Genomic DNA, 20,016 nt, shown 5'->3' on the forward strand with positions numbered 1-20,016 from the left:
ACTTGATAGATTGGAGTGCAAGCACCCGTTATTGATCTATAGTTAAGTGGGCTGGCGAGGATGGTATGTCGAACGACAAGCTTTTTGTGATTGGGCCTTACGAGCAGTTGAGCAAACCTGCTGAAGAGGCGGTAGAGGCTCAAGCTGTTTCTGAGTCGATTTTCAAGTCGGTCGTGTCAAAGACCGAGCTTGTGGAGTCAGACGCGGACGTCGATTTCTCTTCGATCAACGTCACTGAATCCGCTCCAGTTGTGGAGGCGCCCGCGTGGAAGATCGTCGATGCACGGTTCTCCCGCCCGTACTGCCTCATCCCAATCACGGATGACTTGGTATCGGGAGCCTACGTCGACCCCAAAGACGAGACGAAACTTCGACCTTTGCCGGAATCCTCTAGCCCAGTCAAACTCTTTCTTCGACGGCGCAAAAAGCAACCGCCGAACGGACTAGAGTCGTTCGGGCAAGCGCGCAAAAATGTCAGCGAAGTGGTCCGTAACAAGACTAGCCCGATCACGGATGTCTATATTTTCAGCCACGGCTGGCATCGAAACTTCTACAGCGCCCTATCCGCATACGACCGGATTCTGAGCAGGTTCTCGGAACTGTTTGCCCGAGGTCGGTTAAAGCACGTACCGGATGGCTACAACCCGCTTTTCCTTGCTGTTCACTATCACTCCGATACTGGCGAAGACGACTGGGTGGATTACTCAGGCAGAAAAGAAAAGGGTTCGTTTATGCGGCTTGTCGAAGAGAGACTTGAGCCGATAGCACCCATCAGCCCGAAGATACGAGCCGAGATGAAGAGCGATTTTGAAGATCTATTCGATCTCTTCTCAAAGCTCAGCGCCCCGGAGGTTGATCCGTTTGCGCCCCGCCTCGGCAGCGACGCTTACGACCTTGGTGCGATGCTGAACAAATACCGACCGAGCGATTACGATGCAGGCCCGGGACGTCCAGCGAACGTCACGCAAGAGGAGGTCCTGACGATTGCGTGGACCTGCTATCACGAATCGGACAATCAAAAGGCAACAACCGAGCAAGATGACGATGCTTCACGCTTTGTCTCCGTCACAAAGTGGCTGATGATGATTATCAATGTGGTTATTGCCGGTGCAGGCTTAGCCACGGTTATCGGCTTCATTACCCAGTCGAAAGCCTTGAAAGAAGGGGTGATGAACCTTGCCACTCGAGTCGTCAAGGAGGTCTTCCCACAATCTCTTTCTTGGACGACCCTCAGTCAGGCAGCCTTCTGGATTGGAGTTTGGACGGCTATTTTGTGGCTGATATTTGGGGTTATCTTCCTCACTTCGAGAGATCGAGAGTATATGCAAGGCGAGGAAGATGCACAAGAAAGCCTCGACCCGCGGTGGCGCAAAGCGCGACGGAAGGGTGGACTAAAAGCTGTCGGAACGCTCATTTATCTTCTGTTGCAGACTGTTCACGCCATCCCGATCCTGCTCTACTGTCTCGTAACCCCCTTCTTTGCGACGATGCCCGCGCTGCTGGCAATGATCGCTATTTCGGGCGGCCTCGTATATTTCAATCTTGGGTTACCATCCGACAACATAGCGGCGTGGTCGCTCTGGGCCGGAGCTTCAGCCCTGTCAATCTTCACTCTCATCTTCTCTCGTGTCCAGTTCCAAGAGCGTATTGGCAAGGCGGGAGAGGCGCCAAGCGTTTATCGCCAAGGTTTCCGCAGCCGTTGGAGATTCGGCGTACAGACCCCTCGAAAGATCCTTCTAGGCTTTGCCCGATTTCCGGCAATCGTCGTTGCAAAGATGATGAAAAGCGACGAACGGGTACGTCCCCTTTGGGTCGCCATCGAGAATCAATTCGCCTTTTGGCGGATGAGCAGGAAGGCTACGGTGACGGGTGAGTACGTCTTTCGATTTTTGAAGGGCATTGTCGACGAAGAACAGCGAGACTCTAAGGAGAACAAGAGAGCGAACAACCTTGCTGGGGCAAGGATTCACCTCTTGGCCCACTCTCACGGCGGACTCGTTGTTGCCAATGCGGCGCGGTGGATCGCGAATGACAAGGATTTAGTTGAATCTCCGATCGATACCGAGGAGAACGAAGAGACGCCAGAGTCCACCCCCAAAGAAAGAATGTTGAAGCTGCAGACGGTGTGCACTATCAATGGCGCCTTTATGAGCACATGGTACGAAAAGGAGAATGTATTGCTCGACACCGTCAAGGGCTGTGTGGCAAGTATCTATAGCCGCTACGACGTGGCGAATAGCTTCTGGTACCCGCTGGCGAATCTAGGCCGGAAGTCAGCAGGCTATGTTGGGTTGTGGCTTGGTGATCCTCATCCGGCGCCTCTAATAGGTGAGCCCCTCCCATCAGCATCGTTGATCGAATCCCCCAACTTTGCCGACCGTATCCGACGTATAGGGCGGGACCCAAAGGGTAAGAAAGTGCTCAATATCGACGGCAGCCGTCTTGTTTTTGCCGGGCCTGCCCTTCCTCAAGGTTCACACAACGACGTATACAAAGATGAAACGGTCCTGCTCTTTTGGGCGGCCACGGTCTATGAGCAATGTTTGAACGAGCCTGTGTGAAAACAGGCTCGTTAATGAATCGGTGGTTATAAGCAGCCTAAGCAGCCTGCTTGCCGCCTCTTGCCGCTGGCTTGGTTTTGAGCCCCAAGTTCTTCTTCAAGAACTCTATCGCGTCGGTAGCCGCACTCATCACTTCAGGTTTTTCAATCCTGAATTCATGGCCCATGCCCTCAATAAAGACAGTCTTGTGTTCGACTCCGGCCTTTTTAAGCGCTTCGTCCAGTACACGAGCATGCTGCGGATTCACGAGCGGATCGGCCAGGCCTTGGATGGTGAAAACGGGGCAGGTATTTTTGTTGATATAGGTGAGGGGGCTCGCCTCTTTCAGCTCTTTTGACGCATCTTCTCTCTTCTTTCCGAGAACCATCTGGAAGACCACGTCAACGTTCTGAGGGAAGGGAAGCGTCATATCCACCGGTCCGAACAGGTTCCAAACGACCTGAACTCGGCTGGACTGGTTGGGGTATTCGGCTGGCTTGGGGTCGCGAGTGTCCATCGAACCGAGAAGAAGGGATAGATGTCCCCCCGCGCTGGCTCCGGCCGCACCGATCCGCTTCGGATCGATACCGTACTTTGTAGCGTTCTCTCGCAAAAATCGTACGGCGGTCTGAACGTCGTCCAGCATCGCGGGATATTTGTGCTTGGGTGCGAGACGGTAGCTGATGTTTGCGGCAACAAAGCCGTTGTCGGCGAGGTTCTTCGCCATCACCGTCATATCCTCGCGCTTGCCGGATATCCAAGCTCCACCATGGATGACCACAACAGCGGGCAGCTTGCTGCTTGCCGTTGCGCCAGCGGGCGAGTAAATGTCCATCTTGACCTGTTCGCCACCGGCACGGGTATAGACGATGTCGTTCTCGACGCCAGGCCGAGCCATGGCAAGCAAAAGAATGGCTGTTAGCATAAAAGGGCTCCTAAAGAAAGGGGTTCTTTCACCATATTAACGCTTTCGCTTGGACGAACGAGTCGGTTTTTGGTAGATTGCCTTAAAGATTCATCAGTGCGTGGGCATTATGCAAACTCCAGAACTGCGTCCTCCGGTTGTTTTTGATTATGGCAACGAAGCTCCAACAGAGCCGCTTTTGCCCAAAGACACGCCGATAGAGCCAGCGGTGCGCGAAAGATTCGCCTCGCTCGACCTTGCCCGTGGGGTAGCCATCTTGGGGATTCTCCTCGCAAACATCGGGGCTTTTGCCACAGCCGCCATGACCGAGATGACGGCCAGCGCTCCTGAGCCAACTGTCGGAATCGACAGATTGTTTGAGATGCTAAGCCTCGCCTTTGTCAACGGAAAATTCCGCGCAATGCTGGCTATCCTCTTTGGCGCTGGGCTTTATATGCAGTATGCAAAGCGGAGCAAGATCGAGGGCAACTGGCCCGGCGGATATCTAAAGAGAACGCTCTATCTGCTGCTGATTGGGCTCGTCCACGGCTACCTCATTTGGTACGGTGATATCCTTGCCGCTTATGCTGGCATCTCCTTTGGAGTGTGTTTGCTCGCCGCGATTTCTGACCGGGCGAGGCAGATTGCGATATGGGTTTCGGCGGGTTTGAGTGTGCTTGCCGGTCTGTTTATCGTTGCCATGACAGCGTTGATGAACGTGCTCATGAGCAAAGAATCCGGCGCCCTCTTTGCTGGGGATGAAGCCAAAATCTTTACCCTTGGTTCCTATCTCGATCAATTGGAATTTCGCGGGATCGTCTACTCCTACTCCCTTGCTCAGATCATTATTCTCGCTCCGGTTCTTACCCTCTTGTTCTTGATTGGTTTCGAGCTCTCTAAGCAGGGGCTGTTCAGCGAACCCGAACAAAACGGTGCAACGCTGAAGAAAATGGCAGGCTTTGGCCTCGGTCTGGGCCTGCCTCTAAGCATGTTGGTCTGGATAGGTTGGAACCTTAAAGACACAAGGACGCTCTTAATGTTTCCTGAGTTCTTAACCGGCCCGCTGTTAGCCGTGGGATATTTGAGCGTGGTTGTGGCCTGGTCGCGAACGAAGTTCCTTGCGCCGATACAAAAGCTCATTGGCAACGTTGGACGGCTTGCGTTGACCAACTATCTCTTGCAGTCCTTGATTTGTACAACCCTTTTCTATTCGTGGGGGTTTGGCTTGTTTGGCAAACTTGATAGCGTCGGCATGCTTAGCGTGGTTCTTGCTGTGTGGGTTGTGAACATCGCGTTCTCGGCGATCTACTTGCGCTTTTTCCGCATCGGCCCAATGGAGTGGATATGGCGATGTCTCACCGAAGGCCGCCGCATGCCCATTCGGAAGGCGGAAAATCCTGCCTAAACGTCAGGGCGTTTGGGGACGGTGAAGTTCGGAACGGGCAACAGAGAGTCGCCTTTGCGAATCGGCATGTTTGAATCGCTTAGCAGGTCTTGGATTCGGCGTTCAGCTTCGCCCACATACTCCCTAAACTGCATTTCAAAATCTGCTCGCATGATGTCCATGTCGTCGAGAAGCCGTAGGATAACTTCGACCCCGGCAAGGTTCACACCCATCTGTTGGGTAAGTCGCTGAATTTGCCGGACACGGTTGATGTCGAGTTCGCTGTACAGCCGGTTCTTCGCGCCAACGCGGCTCGGTATTACCAAGCCAAGGCGTTCGTATTGACGCAGAGTCTGTGGGTGAACGCCGCAAAGCTGGGCGGCAACCCCGATCATATAGACCGGCTGGTTTTCCTGTCTCATGATTTAGCCTCCGTATTCTGAAACTGTTTGAGCAACTTCTTCTGCTCTTCGGTGAGGCTCTTTGGTACGGTGATCTTGATCCTCACCAGAAGGTCGCTCCTGGCGCTACCCATTCGCGAGATGCCCTGGTTGGCGAGCCTGAATGTCTGCCCCGACTGCGCCCCCGCCGGGATCTTCATCGACAGCGTAGACCGCAAGGTTGGCACCTTCACCTCACCGCCAAGAGCGGCGGTTGTGAAGGAGACGGGAATCTCAACTTCAAGATGCTCCCCCATCGGTTTGAAGGTGGGATGGTGCGCCCACTTGATCGTGACATAGAGGTCTCCCGCTCGTCCGCGAATCCCAGCAGCGCCCTTGCCAGGAACGCGCAGCTTTTTCCCTTCGGTGATACCGGCAGGGATACTGACTTCGACTTTCTTGTTGCTGGGGATCGTGCTGATCGCGCCGTCACGAGTCTGTACCGAGTCGGCAGTTTGGTAGGTCAGAACCCGCTTTGTGCCTTTGTCGATCTCTTCAAGGGTGATCTCAACTACCTTTTCAACGTCTCGTGGCTGCGCGGTCTGAAGGTCTTCGATATTGATCTTCGTGCCTCGTCCTCCACCAAAACCCGAGAAGAACTGCTCGAAGATCGTGCCGAAGTCACCGCCTTGACCGCTAAAGTGAAAGTCGGCTTCGCCTGTGTTTGGAAAGCCCCCCTGAAAATTCCTCGCGTTCTCCCAGTTCGCGCCGAACTGGTCGTACATCTTGCGTTTCTCAGGGTCGCTCAAGACTTCGTAGGCCTCGCTGATCTCCTTAAACTTGGCCTCAGCAGACTTGTCATTCGGGTTGACGTCGGGATGGTACTTGCGTGCCAAGCCCCGATAGGCGGTCTTGATCTCTTTCTCGTCGGCCTTGCGTCCGACCCCAAGGATATCGTAGTAATCCTTTGCCATGTTAGTCCCTTGTGTTCAACGACATGAGTATACAACGCTCAAGTGCAAACAAAGGTTTCAGGATGGGACGATTGTCTTCATTGGCCCGCGTTCGCGCTGGAGTTGCCACACAGACAAGCAAAAAATTGTCGTTGAATTTGATAGTTTATGGTGCTAATCTTTGTTGTAAGAGTAGCGGTTGGGGGCTATATGTCTAACATTCTTGTCTTGTATGTCCACGGTACATTTGCTCAAGATCTAAATACAGAAGAGCTGGATGCGAAAATCATTAGCTCCCTAAAAGATCACAACGTCACTCATCAAGATTTTAAGTGGCCAAAGAAGATCTTGCCCGCGTTCAACAATACTCACGGCCGCCGGAAAGCGGGCGCAAGAGAGCTGAACGATTACCTCGCGAGTGTTAAGGACAAGTACGACGCTGTCTTCTTAGTCACCCACAGCCACGGTACGACCGTGAGCCTGATTGCAGAGAAAGAAAGAGGCACAGGCGAGCCAGTAAACGGAATCGTGTCGTTGTCCACCCCCTTCATTGTGACTGCTGTACCTGAGTCGGATTGGTTTTCGAAGTTGATCTCCTTCACGACATTTCTCATAACGGGTCTCCTCCTGTTTGGAATCTCTTGGGTCTTTCTCGATAACGTTCTGCTGTCTGGCATTATCGGCGGTCTCCTATCCGTGGCGGTGCCCGTCTATTGTTTGTTCGATCTCAAACGCCATGAAGCCGACTTCGACTTCATAAAGATAGACCGGAAGCGTTTGTTCTTAGCCAGCTCGGCGTTTGATGAAGCAGGCCTTTACACAGCTTTATGGGCACAAGCCTTAAAGTTCTTGTCTTGGGCGGGCTCTATTTACGGGCTGCTTTGGATCGGTATCCCGGTGACGCTCTTTATGTACATCATTAGCGAGATGGACAGAGCCAAGAGTATCGATCAGTTGGCGAGGTTGAATCAGGCAGCCGAATCGTGGCTACATGTGTCATGGGTTATCGGTCTCGTCTTCTGCATAGGGGTGGTTCACTGGCTGTCAATCTGGCTCGCCAGTATGATTCGCCCAAAGGCCAAGCTCAAAACTTGGCGGAAAATGGCTCTCGTCGTTCCAGTTGTTGCCTGTGTGTCTGCCATCGTACTGAGAGATGAGGCAACGACAATCAGAGAGGATGGAATAGGAAGCGCGGCCTTGATTCTCTTGGGAATGGGTGTGGCTGCCCTGACTGTCCTTGGAATATTCCGCTTTTTTGTCGCGTTCTTGGCGCAGTCGCAACTTGGACTTGGAATCCCGTTCAGTGTCCTCATGAAGCGGACAGTTAGTGTTGAGAAAACCTTTTCAAACGTCCCGATCTACACGGGATTCTCCCCAAACAACGACACACCGATCCGGCATAGCCGCTTGCTTGGGTGGGAGCCATGTCAGGATGCCATCGTGGAGTACATCGTCTCACGTGTCGATGATTACCACCGTTCTCAATCAAAGGTCGCTTCTGCGAAGGCGACCGAAGAGGCCAAGCCCGAGTTTGTTGAGGTTGGCACCTTTGCACCCGAAGGGAGTTAGAGCTTGAATCCAAACCGCCCTTTTGCATTAGACTGGACATAGAGGAGCCGTTCTGTTGGAAAAGATTCGCTCGCAAAGATGAGGAGCGTTATCAGCTTATCTCTTCCGAATAAGCTGGGGAGATCATCCCGAAGTGTCGTTGTGGCGCTATACACCAAGATTATTGTCAGAGCGGTTCCTGCAGTATTTGCCTAAATTCCTAATAATTTGTGGGCGACAAGTTAAGTCCGGCAAGCTAACGTGCCGACAATAAGATTCGTGGATCTCCAAAGCTTGGCCATTAAAGTTTCCCGTAGCGAAAACCTTCCGGTTTTGCCTCAGGTTGTCAGTTCGGTTATCAAGCTGGCAGATGACCCCAACTCATCGCCAAAAGCGATGGAAGCGATCATTGAGCGCGACGCTGGAATCACGGCAAAAATCCTTCGCGTTGCAAACTCGCCTTACTACGGCTTCAGCCATGTGTCTTCGATCGGACGCGCCATCAGTGTTCTCGGCTTGAGCACGATTCGCTCGCTCGTCACTGCCGTGGCCTACCAACAGCTTATCTCCTCCCGAGCTAGCTCCCAGAATTTCTGTAAGCTCGAATTCTGGAGACACAGCCTCGCCGTTGCGACCGGCTCCCGCATTCTCGCCAAGATCAAGAATCCTTCCAAGGCCGAAGAGCTTTATAGCGCGGGAATCCTGCACGACGTGGGAATGCTCGTTCTTGAGCGTTTCAGCCCAGCCGAGTTCGATTCTGCGATCAAGAACAGCCACACCGACCTGATGCCCATCCATGAGGTCGAGAACTTTATGTTTGGCTTTGACCACGCCCAAGTTGGCGGACTGCTCGCCGAAAAATGGTCTCTGCCCCCCGTGATGTCACACGCCATTCATTATCACCACAGCGTTGGCGATGACCCCCAGTATAAGGAAACGACAGCCATCGTCTCCATCGCGAACACCATGGCGCATCAATGCGGATTCGCGAACAACATGCCGAAGCTTGAGGCCAGGTACGACGAGACGGCGCTTGAGCTTTTGGGTCTGCCCGAAGGCCAGCTTGAAGTCATCAAGAACGTGATGATCCAAGAGATTGAGCGCGCTCAGGACGTCTTCCAGATTCGCGCGGCATAACCCCTACAGCTTCTTAAGAAATCCTATCAAGCGATCTTGATCGGGTTTTGATAACTGTTCATATCTCTTCCGACTCTCTGTGGCTTCGCCCTGATGGAAACTGATCGCCTGCTCAATGGTGGCTGCGCTGCCGTCATGCCAAAACGGCCCTTCCCAAAGTCCAAGTCCCCACAGAGGAGGAGTTCGGTATTCACCAACGCCGATCTGTTTCGGTACAACGTGCAGCTCCGGGCTTTGCTTTTGGCTCGCCTTGATCTTTGTGACGACATCGTGAAGCAGTAGGTCGGAATAAACCTGGATCGTCTTCTGGCTGATCGCTTTTATCGGTGACGTCCCGGTCCTAAGCTCAGGCTTGTGGCAGCTATCGCAACCAATCTGGGAGAATAGCTTCTTGCCTTTTTCAGATTCAGCGTCTAACTGTGGTCTTGGTGGCGGTCCGAGAGTTCGCAGATAATGCACAACGGCCTTAATCTGCCCTGATCCCAAGCCGGTAAAGTCGCGCTGATTGAAGGGTTGAACAACCATTCCGATCTCGTTCTTGAAGGCTGTAACCACAAAAGTATCGAGGTTAGCTGCCGAAGACTTCCAGCCAAATCGTCCAATATCGGTACCGATAGCGTGGACTCGACCGGAGATGCCATCGCCGTTCTTATCTTCGGGGTCCGCCATAGCCGTAAGCGTTTGAGAAGTCACCGTTTCGAGCAGGCCACCGCCAAAGAGCATTGGCGCTCGCCTTAGCTCGGCGTCCTCTGGTGGTGGAGTTCTTTCAAATCTGCCGCTTGAACTGCGTACAAATTTGTGCACCAATTCCCAGCCCGTCGGATCTGTTTCGCTCTGCTTGAATGCGACAGCATCATCAATCTTTCTGCTGCCCCCGCCGTAGTACGGTTCGATGTGGCAGGTTACGCAGTTGCGTCCGTTAAAGCCCTTGGCAGAAGCGTCGTTGCGCCACAAATCCCACCGGAACAGATACAATCCGCGGATGGCAAGGTCCTCTTCCTCTGTCGTTAGGCCGGGGATTGGATCGCCCAGCGACTTCGGCGCCGCCGCATATTCAACCTGAACGGGCGATGTCTTGTCAGCCGATACGAATGCCGACCCAATAAAAGGAATCACGGCAAGGGCGGCGAGCATGCCCATCGAGAAAAGTCCTCGCATTGCTTTAGCCTACAAGATTTTGGAGGCCGGGAGTTCCGGTCTAGCGCAAACGCGAATCTGATTTGCAGCTTGTGTGGTGAATGTAAAGATTGTAAGGGAAGGACTGCAACGCCATTCACGAAGTTTCCAATGTGACGTCAGCTTTACAATCCTTACCTCTTACAACCCTTACTTCCCGATTAATGCTCCGACTCGGCGGCTCTGTTCTTCTGATACTCCTGCACCAGCGCTTGCTGCTCGTTGTGCGGCAGATCGTCGTAGTGCGAAGGAGTCTGCTTGAACCTGCCCCGACCCTTCGTAATGGATCGAAGGTCAAGCGCATAGCGCATCATCGTCGCCATAGGAACTTGGGCAAGCACACGCGTCTTGCCGGGCGCTATCTGGTCCATGCCCTGCATACGCCCTCGGCGAGTATTGAGGTCCCCGACAACGTCGCCAACACAGTCGTCAGGCACGTCAACCTCAAGGTTCATGATCGGTTCAAGAATCGTCGGAGTTGCCTTATCGGCAGCGGCGTGAAACGCCAGCGATCCGGCAATCTTGAACGCCATTTCGCTGGAGTCAACGTCGTGATAGCTGCCATCGTAAACGGTGGCCTTCACGTCGACAACTTCATATCCGGCGACGAACCCTTTCTCCATCGTTTCGCGAATGCCCTTTTCAATCGCAGGGATGAAGTTCTTGGGGATAGAGCCTCCAACGACTTTGTTCTCAAAGACAAAGCCCTCACCACGCCCAAGTGGGGTCAGCTCAAGCCAACAGTCCCCGAACTGGCCTTTGCCTCCGGTCTGTCTTTTGTGGCGGCCTTGAGCCTTGGCTGTGGAGCGAACAGTCTCTTTGTACGGCACCTTGGCTTCCTCAATGCTAACGGTCACGCCAAACCGCGACTTCAGTTTTTCGATAGCCGTGTCGAGATGGATGTCGCCCATCCCCGCGAGGATCTCTTGATGCAGCGTTCCTTCACGGATGTACTTGAGCGTCGGATCCTCTTCAAGCAGCTTTTCTAGCGCGGGCCCCATTTTGTCCTCGTCGGATTTGGTTGCCGGACGTATAGCCACCCTATAGATCGGCTCGGGGAAGTTAATCGGGTCGCACATGATCTTGCTTTTGACGGTGGTCAGTGTGTCGCCCGTGTGCGTGTCCTGAAGCTTGGCAATCGCGCAAATGTCGCCTGCCGGAACGGTTTGTGCCGCCTCTTGCCCTTTGCCGTGGGGGTAATAGAGGTTGTGCAGACGCTCGTCGCGCTCACGGTTGATGTTCAGCACGTGGTCATCAGCTTTGAGGGTGCCACTGAAAACCCGCACATAGTTGATTTTTCCAACGTAAGGGTCGGCTGTTGACTTAAACACAAATCCTGCGAGGGGACCAGCCGGATCGGAGGCGTAAGATTGCTCTCCGATCTTCAGCGGCATATCCACCGGCGAGGGCAATTCGCCCACGATCCTGTCCAGCAGAGTGGCAACACCGATACCGCTGTGGGCAGACCCCATCAAAATCGGGACGACGCGTCCGTTTTCGACGCCCATCAGCAAACCGTGCTCCACCTCTTCGGGAGTTAGGGCTTCGCCTTCGAGGTACTTCATCGCCAGTTCATCGTCACCCTCTGCCGCTGCATCAACGAGCTGCTCGTGGAGGAGTTCGGCATCCTCTTTGTGGCCCGAAGGAATCTCTTCCATCTCTTCGCCACGGTCTTTCCCTTTGTAGACCTTCATATTGAGAAGGTCGAGGATGCCACTGAATGCGGCCTGGTGTCCGATGGGCAACTGAACCTGAACGACCTTGCGTCCGTATCGGGCACGAAGCGTGTTCATGAGGCCGACAAAGTCGGCATTGTCGCGCTCAAGCTTGTTTACAAAAATGCACTTCGCGAGGCCATGCTCCTCAGCGACTTCCCAGGCAAGATCAAATCCAACGTCCAAGTCGGCCTTCGCTTCGCAGACGATGATCATGGACTCGACGACACGAGCGATACAATGCAGGTCGCCGATAAAGTCTGGGTAACCCGGCACATCGATGAGGTTGATTTTGTGTCCGTGCCATTCAAGCGGCATGACCGATGCGCTGACGCTGATTTTTCTACGGATTTCCAGCGGGTCGAAGTCGCTCTGTGTTGTTCCGGCTTCGACAGTTCCGACGCGTTCGACGGCTCCGGAGGTGTACAGGATATGCTCGACGAGCATCGTTTTTCCCGCGCCTCCGTGGCCTACAATGGCAACGTTTCTGATCTTGTCAGGTGTGTAAGTTTTCACCTATGTACCTCCTTTGGAATAGGGTTGATTCTTGATTCGACGTCCGGGCGCTGATGCCCTGCTTTATCGGCGAATTCATGAAAAATCGGTTTACACAGAATACAACGATTTTGGATTTTGGATTGCAGCCGGGAGATATGAACTGGGAGATCGGAGATCACGAATCAGAATTCAGCTGTCAACAGTCTGCAATCAGAAATCCAAAATCCAAAATCCTCAAATTAGCCCCCAGGTACTCTTCACATCAATATGTCGCTTGAAGTTCTGCCGTTTCGAGAGGAGTTTAGAGGAGGGTTTAACCACGTTCGGTCGATTGTCTATCGGGACGGTGAGTCCGTACCGAATACGGACAATCTAGTGGAGGACGATTTGTCCGCCAGCGTTGCGCTCGTGAACGGCGAAGTTGCCGCGGCATGTGTTGCCCGTTCGATGGAATGCACCTGGTTTGGCGAGACTCTCCCCTGCGCGGGGGTGGCGGCCGTTGGCGTGCTCCCAGAGCATCGAGGCATGGGCGTTGGCACGGCCTTCATGAAGGGTGTGCTGCGCCAGTATTACAATGAGGAGTTTGAGATTGCCGCGCTCTATGCGTATCGTCCGCCGTTTTATCGGAAGGCAGGGTACGAGCTTTGTGGGAGCCGGGTCAAGATTACGTGCCCGTTTGGGCTGTTGCCAAAGCCGAGAAGCGACCGTCCGATGCGGCTCATCAAAATGGGCGACTTCGAGTCGATCAAGCCTTGCTACGAAGCCTTTGCGCGGGCTTACAACGGGCAGAACATTCGGAGCGACAGGAACTGGTGGCGTCAAATGGGAGGCGATAAGCCGTTCCACATCTACGCTTACGGAGAGCCCATCCAAGGGTATGTCGCCGTCCGCCTGGACATGAGCTTCTGGGTGCCTATGAGCATCTACGAGATCGCATGGTCTACCGGGGAGGGCTACGAAGCATGCCAAAGCATGATCGCCTCGCTCGGGATCAACAAGTCCGAGGTTTCCTGGTGCGAGCCTTGGCCGAGTCCGTACTTCTCTCGCTCGATGGACCAGACGGTAAAGATCGAGATTGAGCGTCCAGCGATGTATCGAATCATCAACCTGCGGTCAGCCCTCGAAAGACTGCGATGCGATTCGCCTACTCGCCTCACTTTGGAGATCGAAGACGCGGACATTAGTGAGAACAATGGGTGTTGGAGCGTGGTTGCCGGTCCCGAGCACGCCGAAGTAACACGTGTTTCAAACGGTGAGATTAAGGCGACGATCGGGCATCTGACGCAGGCCTTCTTGGGTGACCCCAACTTTGAATCTTTGGCACGGTGCGGCGCAATCCATGTTGATTCTGAGGACGCTTACCAGCGAGCGGCCTGGCTTTTTCCACCCGCGTCTGTTCACTGTTCCGACTTTTTCTAACCGATTCAGCGTCGTTAAAGAAGGAAGCAAGGACTTGTCGTATGAAGAAACTGACCTTAAGTTTGTTTGCAGTCGTGGCTGCCGCGTTTATCGGAGGCTGCAATAAAGGAGACGCCGCCGATCCAACGTCGTCCAAGGGATCGACGACCACTCAAGCCGCCGCAGGCGCCTCGGCGAGTGGGCAGCAGTCTGCACAAGGTTCCCAGAGCTCTGGTGGAATATCGCCTATGAGTTCTCCAGCCGCTGGCGGAATGACTCCGGTTGCCGGTACGGATAGCGTGGCAGGGTCGGGAGCAGGCAGCGTCGGGTCGGCAGCGAAGGACCAGGCAAAGAGAGTTGGCGCTGGCGGAACGAGCCTGGATCAGATGCCAAAAGACGATGGTCAGTAATCGCTGAGAGAGCCGATCTCAGATTTCTGATCGCTGATCGCTGATCGCTGATCGCTGATCGCTGATCCTCTTAACCTTACTAAGCAAAATTGCTCAATTGTTAAGAAGTGGGCTACTCTCCGTACCTACGTCTTAACAATTCCTAAATAGAGTTAAGGGTTTTTCGGGCTTGCGGTCCCTTCTTTACCTTGCCTTAATAATGACTCAACAGAATCTACCCGTGCCCAAAAATGGGTGGGGGATTCTAAGTCAATGCAATTCAAAAAATCATGGAAAGAACTGATTGCAGCGTCGATGATCATCCTTCCGGTGGCGGCAGTCTCACAAGCGGGCCCCGCAACAATTCCGGATACGAAAGAAGATCAAGCGACAGAAAGCAAACCGATTATCTACATCGGCCAGCCGGAACAGGGGAAGCCGGCTGCACTCGATAAGAAGAAGGAAGTAGCGAAGCAGCTTCAAGAAAAGACGGCAAAGATTCAAGAGCTTAAGGATCGCGCAAGCGAAGTCACGAAGAGCATCGGAGCCATTGCAAGTGGCGGCAACTTGACCACCAGTCAAGACGCGCTTGAGGCGATGAAAAAACTCGTCAACGAGATGGCTCAGATCACAGAGCTGCTTCAAAAACTCAGCGAAGACGTCGAGTCGATCAAAGGCTGGATCGAGGGGCAGAACGAAGCTCTCCCGATCATGACGAACGATATTAACGATCTGAAGCGCACGAAGTGGGGCAGCTACATTCAGACTCAATATCGCGACACCAACCAGCGCGGCGGAGCAACCGATGCCTTCTCCATGCGACGTGTGCGCATTGGAATCACCCAGACGATCGATTCGAAGACATCGCTCAAATACAGCTTTGACGTTGCTACTGGAACAACCAACACGACAGCACAGCTCAAAGACGCGTTCCTGATCTACGACATTGAGCCGTCGCTCGACAAGGTTGGCATTCAGGTGACGGCAGGTCAGCAGGCGCTTCCTCTCGGTTACGAGCTTGAGAGGTCTTCAAGCGAAAGAGAGTTCCCTGAGAGAGCCCTCTACAACCAAAGAATGTTCAATGGCGAGCGAGGACGAGGCGTGAACTTTAAGTACGGCCTGACGAACAACTCGTATGTCCACGCCGGTGTTTGGGATGCCCTTTCATTTACAGACCCCGAGCAGTCCTCTCTCGCTCCGGGGCCAGAGAACCGACTTGGCGTCACGGCAGGACTTCGCCACTACGGCACACATCACGACGTCGGAATCACGATGTTCCGAGGCGAGAGGCCCAAGTTTGTCACGGGCACAGGCATGTCTGCTGTGACTCACCCAAGGCTGGATCGCGAGTTCATCTATCTCGACGGCACCTATGTGGGGCTTTTTAACCCGAATCTCTTCATCCGAGGCGAGTTGATGATGGGTAAAGATCGTGTCCCCGTCACCGGAACACCCTCGTCCCCTCGAACGCGAACGGAGATGAGCGGCTACCAGCTCCAGCTCGGCTACAACGTCAATTATCGGAACCAGATCAACTTCCGTTACGAGCAGTTCGATCCGAATCTCGATACAGGTGGCAACGTGGTCAAGGGCTATGGCGTGTCGTGGCTTCACTATCTAAACCCGACAGCGCGTTTCATGGCGGCCTACGAGGTCATCGAAGATGCGACGCGGCTGGCAGTCGGTAGCCCGGCGATGGCACAGCAACGCTATCACATCCTCACGTTCCGGTTGCAGTTCCGGTTCTAGTTCCGCACAAGCAACGAAGGAGAGAGAAACCTTATGAAATTCAACAGCATCAAAATCACTTCTGCTGTCCTCATCGCATCTATCGTTGGAGGTGGCTCGCTTGCCATCGCTGGACAAAAGCAGATATCTATTCGCGGTTCGGACACACTGTTGATCTTGAATCAGCGATGGGCCGAGGAGTATGCCAAAGCCGGCGGTGGGAGCGTTGCCGTGAGTGGAGGAGGTTCCTCCATCGGAATCAACGCCTTTATCAACGGCACAACCGACATCTGCGCTTCGTCGAGGCAGATCAAGAAAAGCGAGGTCGATAAAGCGCGGGGTCGCGGCTCAATCTCCAACGAGATTCCCGTTGCCCTCGATGGCCTTGCTATCTGCGTCAACGCAGACAACAAGATTGAGTCCGTGACAATGGATGATCTTCGACGGATCTACGTTGGACAAATCACAAACTGGAAGGAGCTGGGCGGACCGAATCAGCTGATCATGGTCTTCAGCCGTGACTCGAACTCGGGCACATACGGATTCTTCCAGCAAAACGTTCTGAGGAATCAGAACTGGGGCAAGAGCGTTCGATTCATGCCCTCCACTTCAGAAGAGGTGAGAGAGGTTGCGCGCAATGCCGGAGGCATCGCCTATGGCGGTGTTGCCTATTTTAAGGGCAAAAAGGACTTGCGAATCATTCCGGTGGCAGCAAAGAAAGGAGACACTGCCTACATGCCAACCGAGGAGAACGTCCGCTCCAAGAAGTATCCCATCTGGCGCTATCTCTACTACTACACAAACGGCAAACCGACCGGCGATGTCAAGAAGTTCATCGACTTTGCGCTATCGGCCAAGGGTCAGGCTCTCTGTGAAGAGGTTGGCTATTACAGCCTGAAATAAGAGCCAGCCCGTGAATCCTATGCCCCGACCACTTCATTGTGAGTCGGGGCAAGTCCGCTTCTCTTTGTTATAGAAATGCGAAGACTTAAAAGAAGATCGAACTGGGGAGAAAAGGTCCTTGAGGGCCTCGTCTACGCCTCGGGTGGCATTCTCCTTGTGGTCATCGCCGCGCTAAGTTACTACCTTGTCCACGAATCAAAGTACGCTTTCGACCGGAAGTACACGTTCGGATTTCGCTTCGCGCTTCAGCCGACCGTTGGCGAATATGAGAAAGATATCGCGATGGACCCGAATGCCAGCGTCATCACGGCTCACATTGAAGGCGCAGAGGGCTTGGACGAGAAAGAAGAATCCATCACGATGCCAACTCTCGAGCAGCTTTCGGGCATGAGCATGTTTGGCAGCGGCACGGCATTGACCGGCGATCTGTCTCAAATTTCCCGTGAGGAGCTCTATCGCGACGATTGGCGCGCCCCGCTCAAAGCAAGCCAAGCTCAAAAGTTCTTACTGTTTGGCTTCGCGACACCCGAGTACAAGGAGTCGAAGATGGTCTTGGCTTGGGAGCCCGACGAGGGATGTGATCCCTCCCTCACACCTCATGCACTTAGTCTTCAACTTGTCAAAGGTCCGCAAGGCGCAGAGGCTCCTCCTGTTCATATAGATCTCAAGAAGCAGCCGAGAGGTCGCATCGAAATCCCAACCTATATCGCAGAGTCCGATGACGCCCGGCTTGATGGATATGTCTTTTCAGTCACTGCCAAGCCGCAAGCAGGCGGCATTGTTGCAACGCTCGTAAACTTCTTCCGAGCAGACTGGGGGCCGACACTCGCACACCCTCGATATGGGTTCGTTCCTTTGCTTGTGGGAACTCTGACGATTACGTTGCTCGCTTTGCTGCTTGCGACTCCTATTTCGATCGCTGCTGCGATATACGTAAGCGAACTCGCCCCGTCCAGGCTGCGCGAATGGCTTAAGCCGGTTATTGAAATGCTCGCCAGTATCCCGACGGTCGTGCTTGGATATTTCGGACTGATGCTGGTGGCTCCTGCCCTTCAAAAGTATGTTGCGCCAGCACTTGGATTGGAGTCGAGCCGCGCTGTTCTGCCGACCGCAATTATCATGGCGGTCTTGCTCATCCCAACCATCATGACGATTGCTGAGGATGCGCTCCGAATCGTGCCCAACGGCCTCCGAGAAGGGGCCGAGGCTCTAGGATTGACATACCGTGAAAAGCTCAAACGGGTGATCGTGCCTGCTGCGAGGTCGGGGATTGTGTCGGCGGTTCTCTTAGGCTTTGCCAGAGCAGTAGGCGAGACGATGATCGTTTGGATTCTAAGCGGTGGAACGCCGAGAATGCCTGGTTTTGGCAGTCCAAAAGAGGCCGTTGGCAATCTGATGCAGCCAACTCGCGGTATCCCCGACACGATCGGCATTGAAATGGGGAACGTCACCTTTGAAGGGCCACACTACGGGCACCTTTTCCTTCTCGGCCTTACTCTGTTCGTCCTGACGCTCGCCATCAATCTGATGGGATTCCGATACGGGAGGAAGCAATCATGGCGACACTAAGCTTTGCCTACATCCCTTCGCGCGAGTTGCTGGCTTTGCGCGATGCAGCCCGCATGAGGAAGAGCCGACTCTATACGAGCGCTCTATCCATCGTTGGTGTTGCCACGGCGCTTTTGATCTTAGGTCTGATTATGACGATCCTGTTCAAAGGAGCGCCCGCGATGAGCTGGCAGTTCTTAACCAGCCCGCCTGTTGATGGAATGACCGCCGGTGGAATCGGGCCAATGGTTCGAGGCTCCTTGCTCCTGATGGGAGGGACATTGCTCCTCGTCCTTCCTCTTGGCATCTTTGGCGGGATTTTTCTTGCCGAGTACGTGGGCAGGTGCAGGGTTGCCGCATTCTTCAATGCTTGCGTCAGCAGCTTGGCGGCGACCCCGTCGATCATCTACGGTCTCTTTGGCCTTGCAGTTTTTGTCCTTTTGTTTGACTTCAAGATCAGCTTGCTTTCTGGTTGGCTGACACTCGCGTTCTTTGCGCTCCCGGTCATCGTTCTCACCACCGAGAATGCGATCAAGAACGTGCCCGACTCTCTCATTGAGGCATCTTTAGCGCTCGGCCTCACTCGCTGGCAGACAATCCGAAAGGTTGTCCTGCCCAACGCCATGCCGGGAATCCTCTCTGGCATGGTGTTGATGACCGGTCGAGCCGCTGGCGAAGCACCGCCAATATTGTTTACTGCGGGCATTTACTATTCGACCGCACAACTTGGATTCAGCAAAGACACGCTCTTCCAACCCGTCGCAAACCTACCGTATCACTTGGCGGAAGGCTACCGGCAGGGTGGAGTCATTCCGGAGAAAACCATATGGGGTACCTGTCTCACTTTAATGATGCTCGTGTTGGTCATCAACCTGGGCGCGATAATTCTAAGGTCAAGGATGCGATGGAAACTGCAAGGCTGAACGGCCACAAGAATACATCGGAAGACGTCGCCATTCGAACCCGCGGGGTCGAAGTGTTCTACGGTCAGAAGCAGGCGCTTAAAGACGTCACGATGGATGTCCATCGCAAGCGCGTCACAAGCCTCATCGGTCCGAGCGGCTGTGGCAAAAGCACTTTTCTGAGAACTCTAAACCGAATGAACGATCGTATCTCCGGCTTCTCCTTTAAGGGAAGCATTGAGATTGAGGGTGAAAATCCTTATGCAAAGAGAGTTGACCTCCTCGCCCTGCGCCGAAACGTCGGGATGGTTTTCCAGAAGCCAAACCCATTCCCCATGACAATCTTCGAGAACGTTGCTCTTGGACCACGAATGCACTACGGCGTGAAAGGGAAGCAGCTTGACGAAGTTGTGGAGTCAGCCTTGGTTGAGGCGGCTTTGTGGGATGAGGTCAAAGATGATTACAAGAAGAAGTCAGGGCTGTCCCTATCTGGAGGGCAGCAGCAGCGCGTGTGCATTGCCCGCATGCTTGCTGTCCGACCAGAAATCATCTTGATGGACGAGCCTTGCTCGGCGCTCGACCCCATGAGCACGGCTAAGATTGAGGAGCTTATCTTAAAGCTAAAAGAGGAGCACACGGTTGTTGTTGTGACGCACAACCTTCAGCAAGCCGAGCGGATCGGCGACTATGCCGCCTTTTTCATGTTCGGCGAGGTCGTCGAACATGGATCAAGCAAAAGCCTCTTTCACGCACCGAGCCAAAAAGAGACGCAAGATTACGTAAGCGGCAGATTTGGGTAGGTGAGTAGAGGACTTTTGATGCGGGATCGATAGTCTCAGAAAGCACATCATTCATGGATTTGTACATATGAAGTGTTATTGTAGAAATTATTGAAAAGTGCAATTTCGGCTCA

16 protein-coding genes are annotated in these 20,016 nt (G+C 53.7%); 11 read left to right on the forward strand and 5 right to left on the reverse strand.

The features are described 5' to 3' along the window. The first annotated feature begins 65 nt into the window (after nucleotides 1-65). Nucleotides 66-2,561, forward strand: coding sequence for a hypothetical protein (locus tag KF784_06845; protein MBX3118766.1), 2,496 nt, complete (start codon nucleotides 66-68; stop codon nucleotides 2,559-2,561). A 37-nt stretch (nucleotides 2,562-2,598) separates the two neighbouring features. On the opposite strand, the gene KF784_06850 is transcribed toward KF784_06845, so the two are convergent. After that, nucleotides 2,599-3,465, reverse strand: a complete 867-nt coding sequence (locus tag KF784_06850) for an alpha/beta hydrolase (GenBank protein MBX3118767.1) — start codon at nucleotides 3,463-3,465, stop codon at nucleotides 2,599-2,601. Nucleotides 3,466-3,565: 100 nt separating this feature from the next. On the opposite strand from KF784_06850, the gene KF784_06855 reads away from it, so the two are divergent. After that, nucleotides 3,566-4,849 carry a DUF418 domain-containing protein gene (locus KF784_06855; GenBank protein ID MBX3118768.1) on the forward strand — a complete coding sequence of 428 codons (1,284 nt, stop codon included), beginning with the start codon at nucleotides 3,566-3,568 and terminating at the stop codon, nucleotides 4,847-4,849. On the opposite strand, the gene KF784_06860 is transcribed toward KF784_06855, so the two are convergent. Together KF784_06860 and KF784_06865 are read right to left on the reverse strand one after the other, a co-directional pair. Next, the gene (locus KF784_06860) at nucleotides 4,846-5,250 is read right to left on the reverse strand and encodes a helix-turn-helix transcriptional regulator (GenBank protein MBX3118769.1); all 405 of its coding nucleotides are present in this window, start codon (nucleotides 5,248-5,250) and stop codon (nucleotides 4,846-4,848) included. The genes KF784_06855 and KF784_06860 overlap by 4 nt on opposite strands. Continuing rightward, entirely contained in the window at nucleotides 5,247-6,182 is a 936-nt protein-coding gene (locus KF784_06865) for a J domain-containing protein (GenBank protein MBX3118770.1), read from the reverse strand. Before KF784_06865 ends, KF784_06860 begins: the two co-directional genes overlap by 4 nt. 189 nt (nucleotides 6,183-6,371) lie before the next feature. Here KF784_06865 and KF784_06870 point away from each other — a divergent pair, with 189 nt between their 5' ends. Both KF784_06870 and KF784_06875 read left to right on the forward strand, forming a co-directional pair. Next, nucleotides 6,372-7,730: a hypothetical protein gene (locus KF784_06870; GenBank protein ID MBX3118771.1), complete on the forward strand. Its 1,359-nt coding sequence runs from the start codon at nucleotides 6,372-6,374 to the stop codon at nucleotides 7,728-7,730. A 258-nt stretch (nucleotides 7,731-7,988) separates the two neighbouring features. After that, nucleotides 7,989-8,846, forward strand: coding sequence for an HDOD domain-containing protein (locus KF784_06875; protein ID MBX3118772.1), 858 nt, complete (start codon nucleotides 7,989-7,991; stop codon nucleotides 8,844-8,846). Nucleotides 8,847-8,849: 3 nt separating this feature from the next. Here KF784_06875 and KF784_06880 read toward each other — a convergent pair whose 3' ends face one another. Both KF784_06880 and KF784_06885 read right to left on the reverse strand, forming a co-directional pair. Then, entirely contained in the window at nucleotides 8,850-10,004 is a 1,155-nt protein-coding gene (locus KF784_06880; GenBank protein MBX3118773.1) for a hypothetical protein, read from the reverse strand. Nucleotides 10,005-10,183: 179 nt separating this feature from the next. Beyond that, nucleotides 10,184-12,253, reverse strand: coding sequence for an elongation factor G (locus KF784_06885; protein MBX3118774.1), 2,070 nt, complete (start codon nucleotides 12,251-12,253; stop codon nucleotides 10,184-10,186). Between the two features lie 249 nt (nucleotides 12,254-12,502). Between KF784_06885 and KF784_06890 the strand changes: the two genes are divergently transcribed. The 7 genes from KF784_06890 to pstB all read left to right on the forward strand — a co-directional run bounded on the left by KF784_06890 (nucleotide 12,503) and on the right by pstB (nucleotide 19,903). Continuing rightward, nucleotides 12,503-13,654, forward strand: coding sequence for a GNAT family N-acetyltransferase (locus KF784_06890; GenBank protein ID MBX3118775.1), 1,152 nt, complete (start codon nucleotides 12,503-12,505; stop codon nucleotides 13,652-13,654). A gap of 41 nt (nucleotides 13,655-13,695) precedes the next feature. Next, the gene (locus KF784_06895) at nucleotides 13,696-14,043 is read left to right on the forward strand and encodes a hypothetical protein (protein MBX3118776.1); all 348 of its coding nucleotides are present in this window, start codon (nucleotides 13,696-13,698) and stop codon (nucleotides 14,041-14,043) included. A 252-nt stretch (nucleotides 14,044-14,295) separates the two neighbouring features. Further along, nucleotides 14,296-15,771: a hypothetical protein gene (locus KF784_06900; protein MBX3118777.1), complete on the forward strand. Its 1,476-nt coding sequence runs from the start codon at nucleotides 14,296-14,298 to the stop codon at nucleotides 15,769-15,771. A gap of 33 nt (nucleotides 15,772-15,804) precedes the next feature. After that, complete coding sequence (locus tag KF784_06905) at nucleotides 15,805-16,653, forward strand: PstS family phosphate ABC transporter substrate-binding protein (protein ID MBX3118778.1); 849 nt, start codon at nucleotides 15,805-15,807, stop codon at nucleotides 16,651-16,653. Nucleotides 16,654-16,728: 75 nt separating this feature from the next. Then, nucleotides 16,729-18,222 (forward strand): phosphate ABC transporter permease subunit PstC, encoded by a 1,494-nt coding sequence (pstC, locus tag KF784_06910; GenBank protein MBX3118779.1) that lies wholly within the window; start codon nucleotides 16,729-16,731, stop codon nucleotides 18,220-18,222. After that, nucleotides 18,210-19,124: a phosphate ABC transporter permease PstA gene (pstA, locus tag KF784_06915; GenBank protein MBX3118780.1), complete on the forward strand. Its 915-nt coding sequence runs from the start codon at nucleotides 18,210-18,212 to the stop codon at nucleotides 19,122-19,124. The genes pstC and pstA overlap by 13 nt, the downstream gene beginning before the upstream one ends. Beyond that, nucleotides 19,106-19,903 carry a phosphate ABC transporter ATP-binding protein gene (gene pstB / locus KF784_06920; GenBank protein MBX3118781.1) on the forward strand — a complete coding sequence of 266 codons (798 nt, stop codon included), beginning with the start codon at nucleotides 19,106-19,108 and terminating at the stop codon, nucleotides 19,901-19,903. Before pstA ends, pstB begins: the two co-directional genes overlap by 19 nt. Nucleotides 19,904-20,016 lie beyond the last annotated feature (113 nt).

The organism is Fimbriimonadaceae bacterium (assembly GCA_019638775.1).
Taxonomy (GTDB): domain Bacteria; phylum Armatimonadota; class Fimbriimonadia; order Fimbriimonadales; family Fimbriimonadaceae; genus JAHBTD01.

Excerpts from the sequence above, each read along its gene's own strand:
- KF784_06880 (MBX3118773.1), bottom strand. The coding sequence starts at position 10,004 with ATGCGAGGACTTTTCTCGATGGGCATGCTCGCCGCCCTTGCCGTGATT.
- KF784_06900 (MBX3118777.1), top strand. The coding sequence starts at position 14,296 with ATGCAATTCAAAAAATCATGGAAAGAACTGATTGCAGCGTCGATGATC.
- pstC (MBX3118779.1), top strand. The coding sequence starts at position 16,729 with ATGCGAAGACTTAAAAGAAGATCGAACTGGGGAGAAAAGGTCCTTGAG.
- KF784_06870 (MBX3118771.1), top strand. The coding sequence starts at position 6,372 with ATGTCTAACATTCTTGTCTTGTATGTCCACGGTACATTTGCTCAAGAT.
- KF784_06850 (MBX3118767.1), bottom strand. The coding sequence starts at position 3,465 with ATGCTAACAGCCATTCTTTTGCTTGCCATGGCTCGGCCTGGCGTCGAG.
- KF784_06865 (MBX3118770.1), bottom strand. The coding sequence starts at position 6,182 with ATGGCAAAGGATTACTACGATATCCTTGGGGTCGGACGCAAGGCCGAC.
- KF784_06905 (MBX3118778.1), top strand. The coding sequence starts at position 15,805 with ATGAAATTCAACAGCATCAAAATCACTTCTGCTGTCCTCATCGCATCT.
- pstA (MBX3118780.1), top strand. The coding sequence starts at position 18,210 with ATGGCGACACTAAGCTTTGCCTACATCCCTTCGCGCGAGTTGCTGGCT.
- KF784_06845 (MBX3118766.1), top strand. The coding sequence starts at position 66 with ATGTCGAACGACAAGCTTTTTGTGATTGGGCCTTACGAGCAGTTGAGC.
- pstB (MBX3118781.1), top strand. The coding sequence starts at position 19,106 with ATGGAAACTGCAAGGCTGAACGGCCACAAGAATACATCGGAAGACGTC.
- KF784_06890 (MBX3118775.1), top strand. The coding sequence starts at position 12,503 with ATGTCGCTTGAAGTTCTGCCGTTTCGAGAGGAGTTTAGAGGAGGGTTT.
- KF784_06860 (MBX3118769.1), bottom strand. The coding sequence starts at position 5,250 with ATGAGACAGGAAAACCAGCCGGTCTATATGATCGGGGTTGCCGCCCAG.
- KF784_06895 (MBX3118776.1), top strand. The coding sequence starts at position 13,696 with ATGAAGAAACTGACCTTAAGTTTGTTTGCAGTCGTGGCTGCCGCGTTT.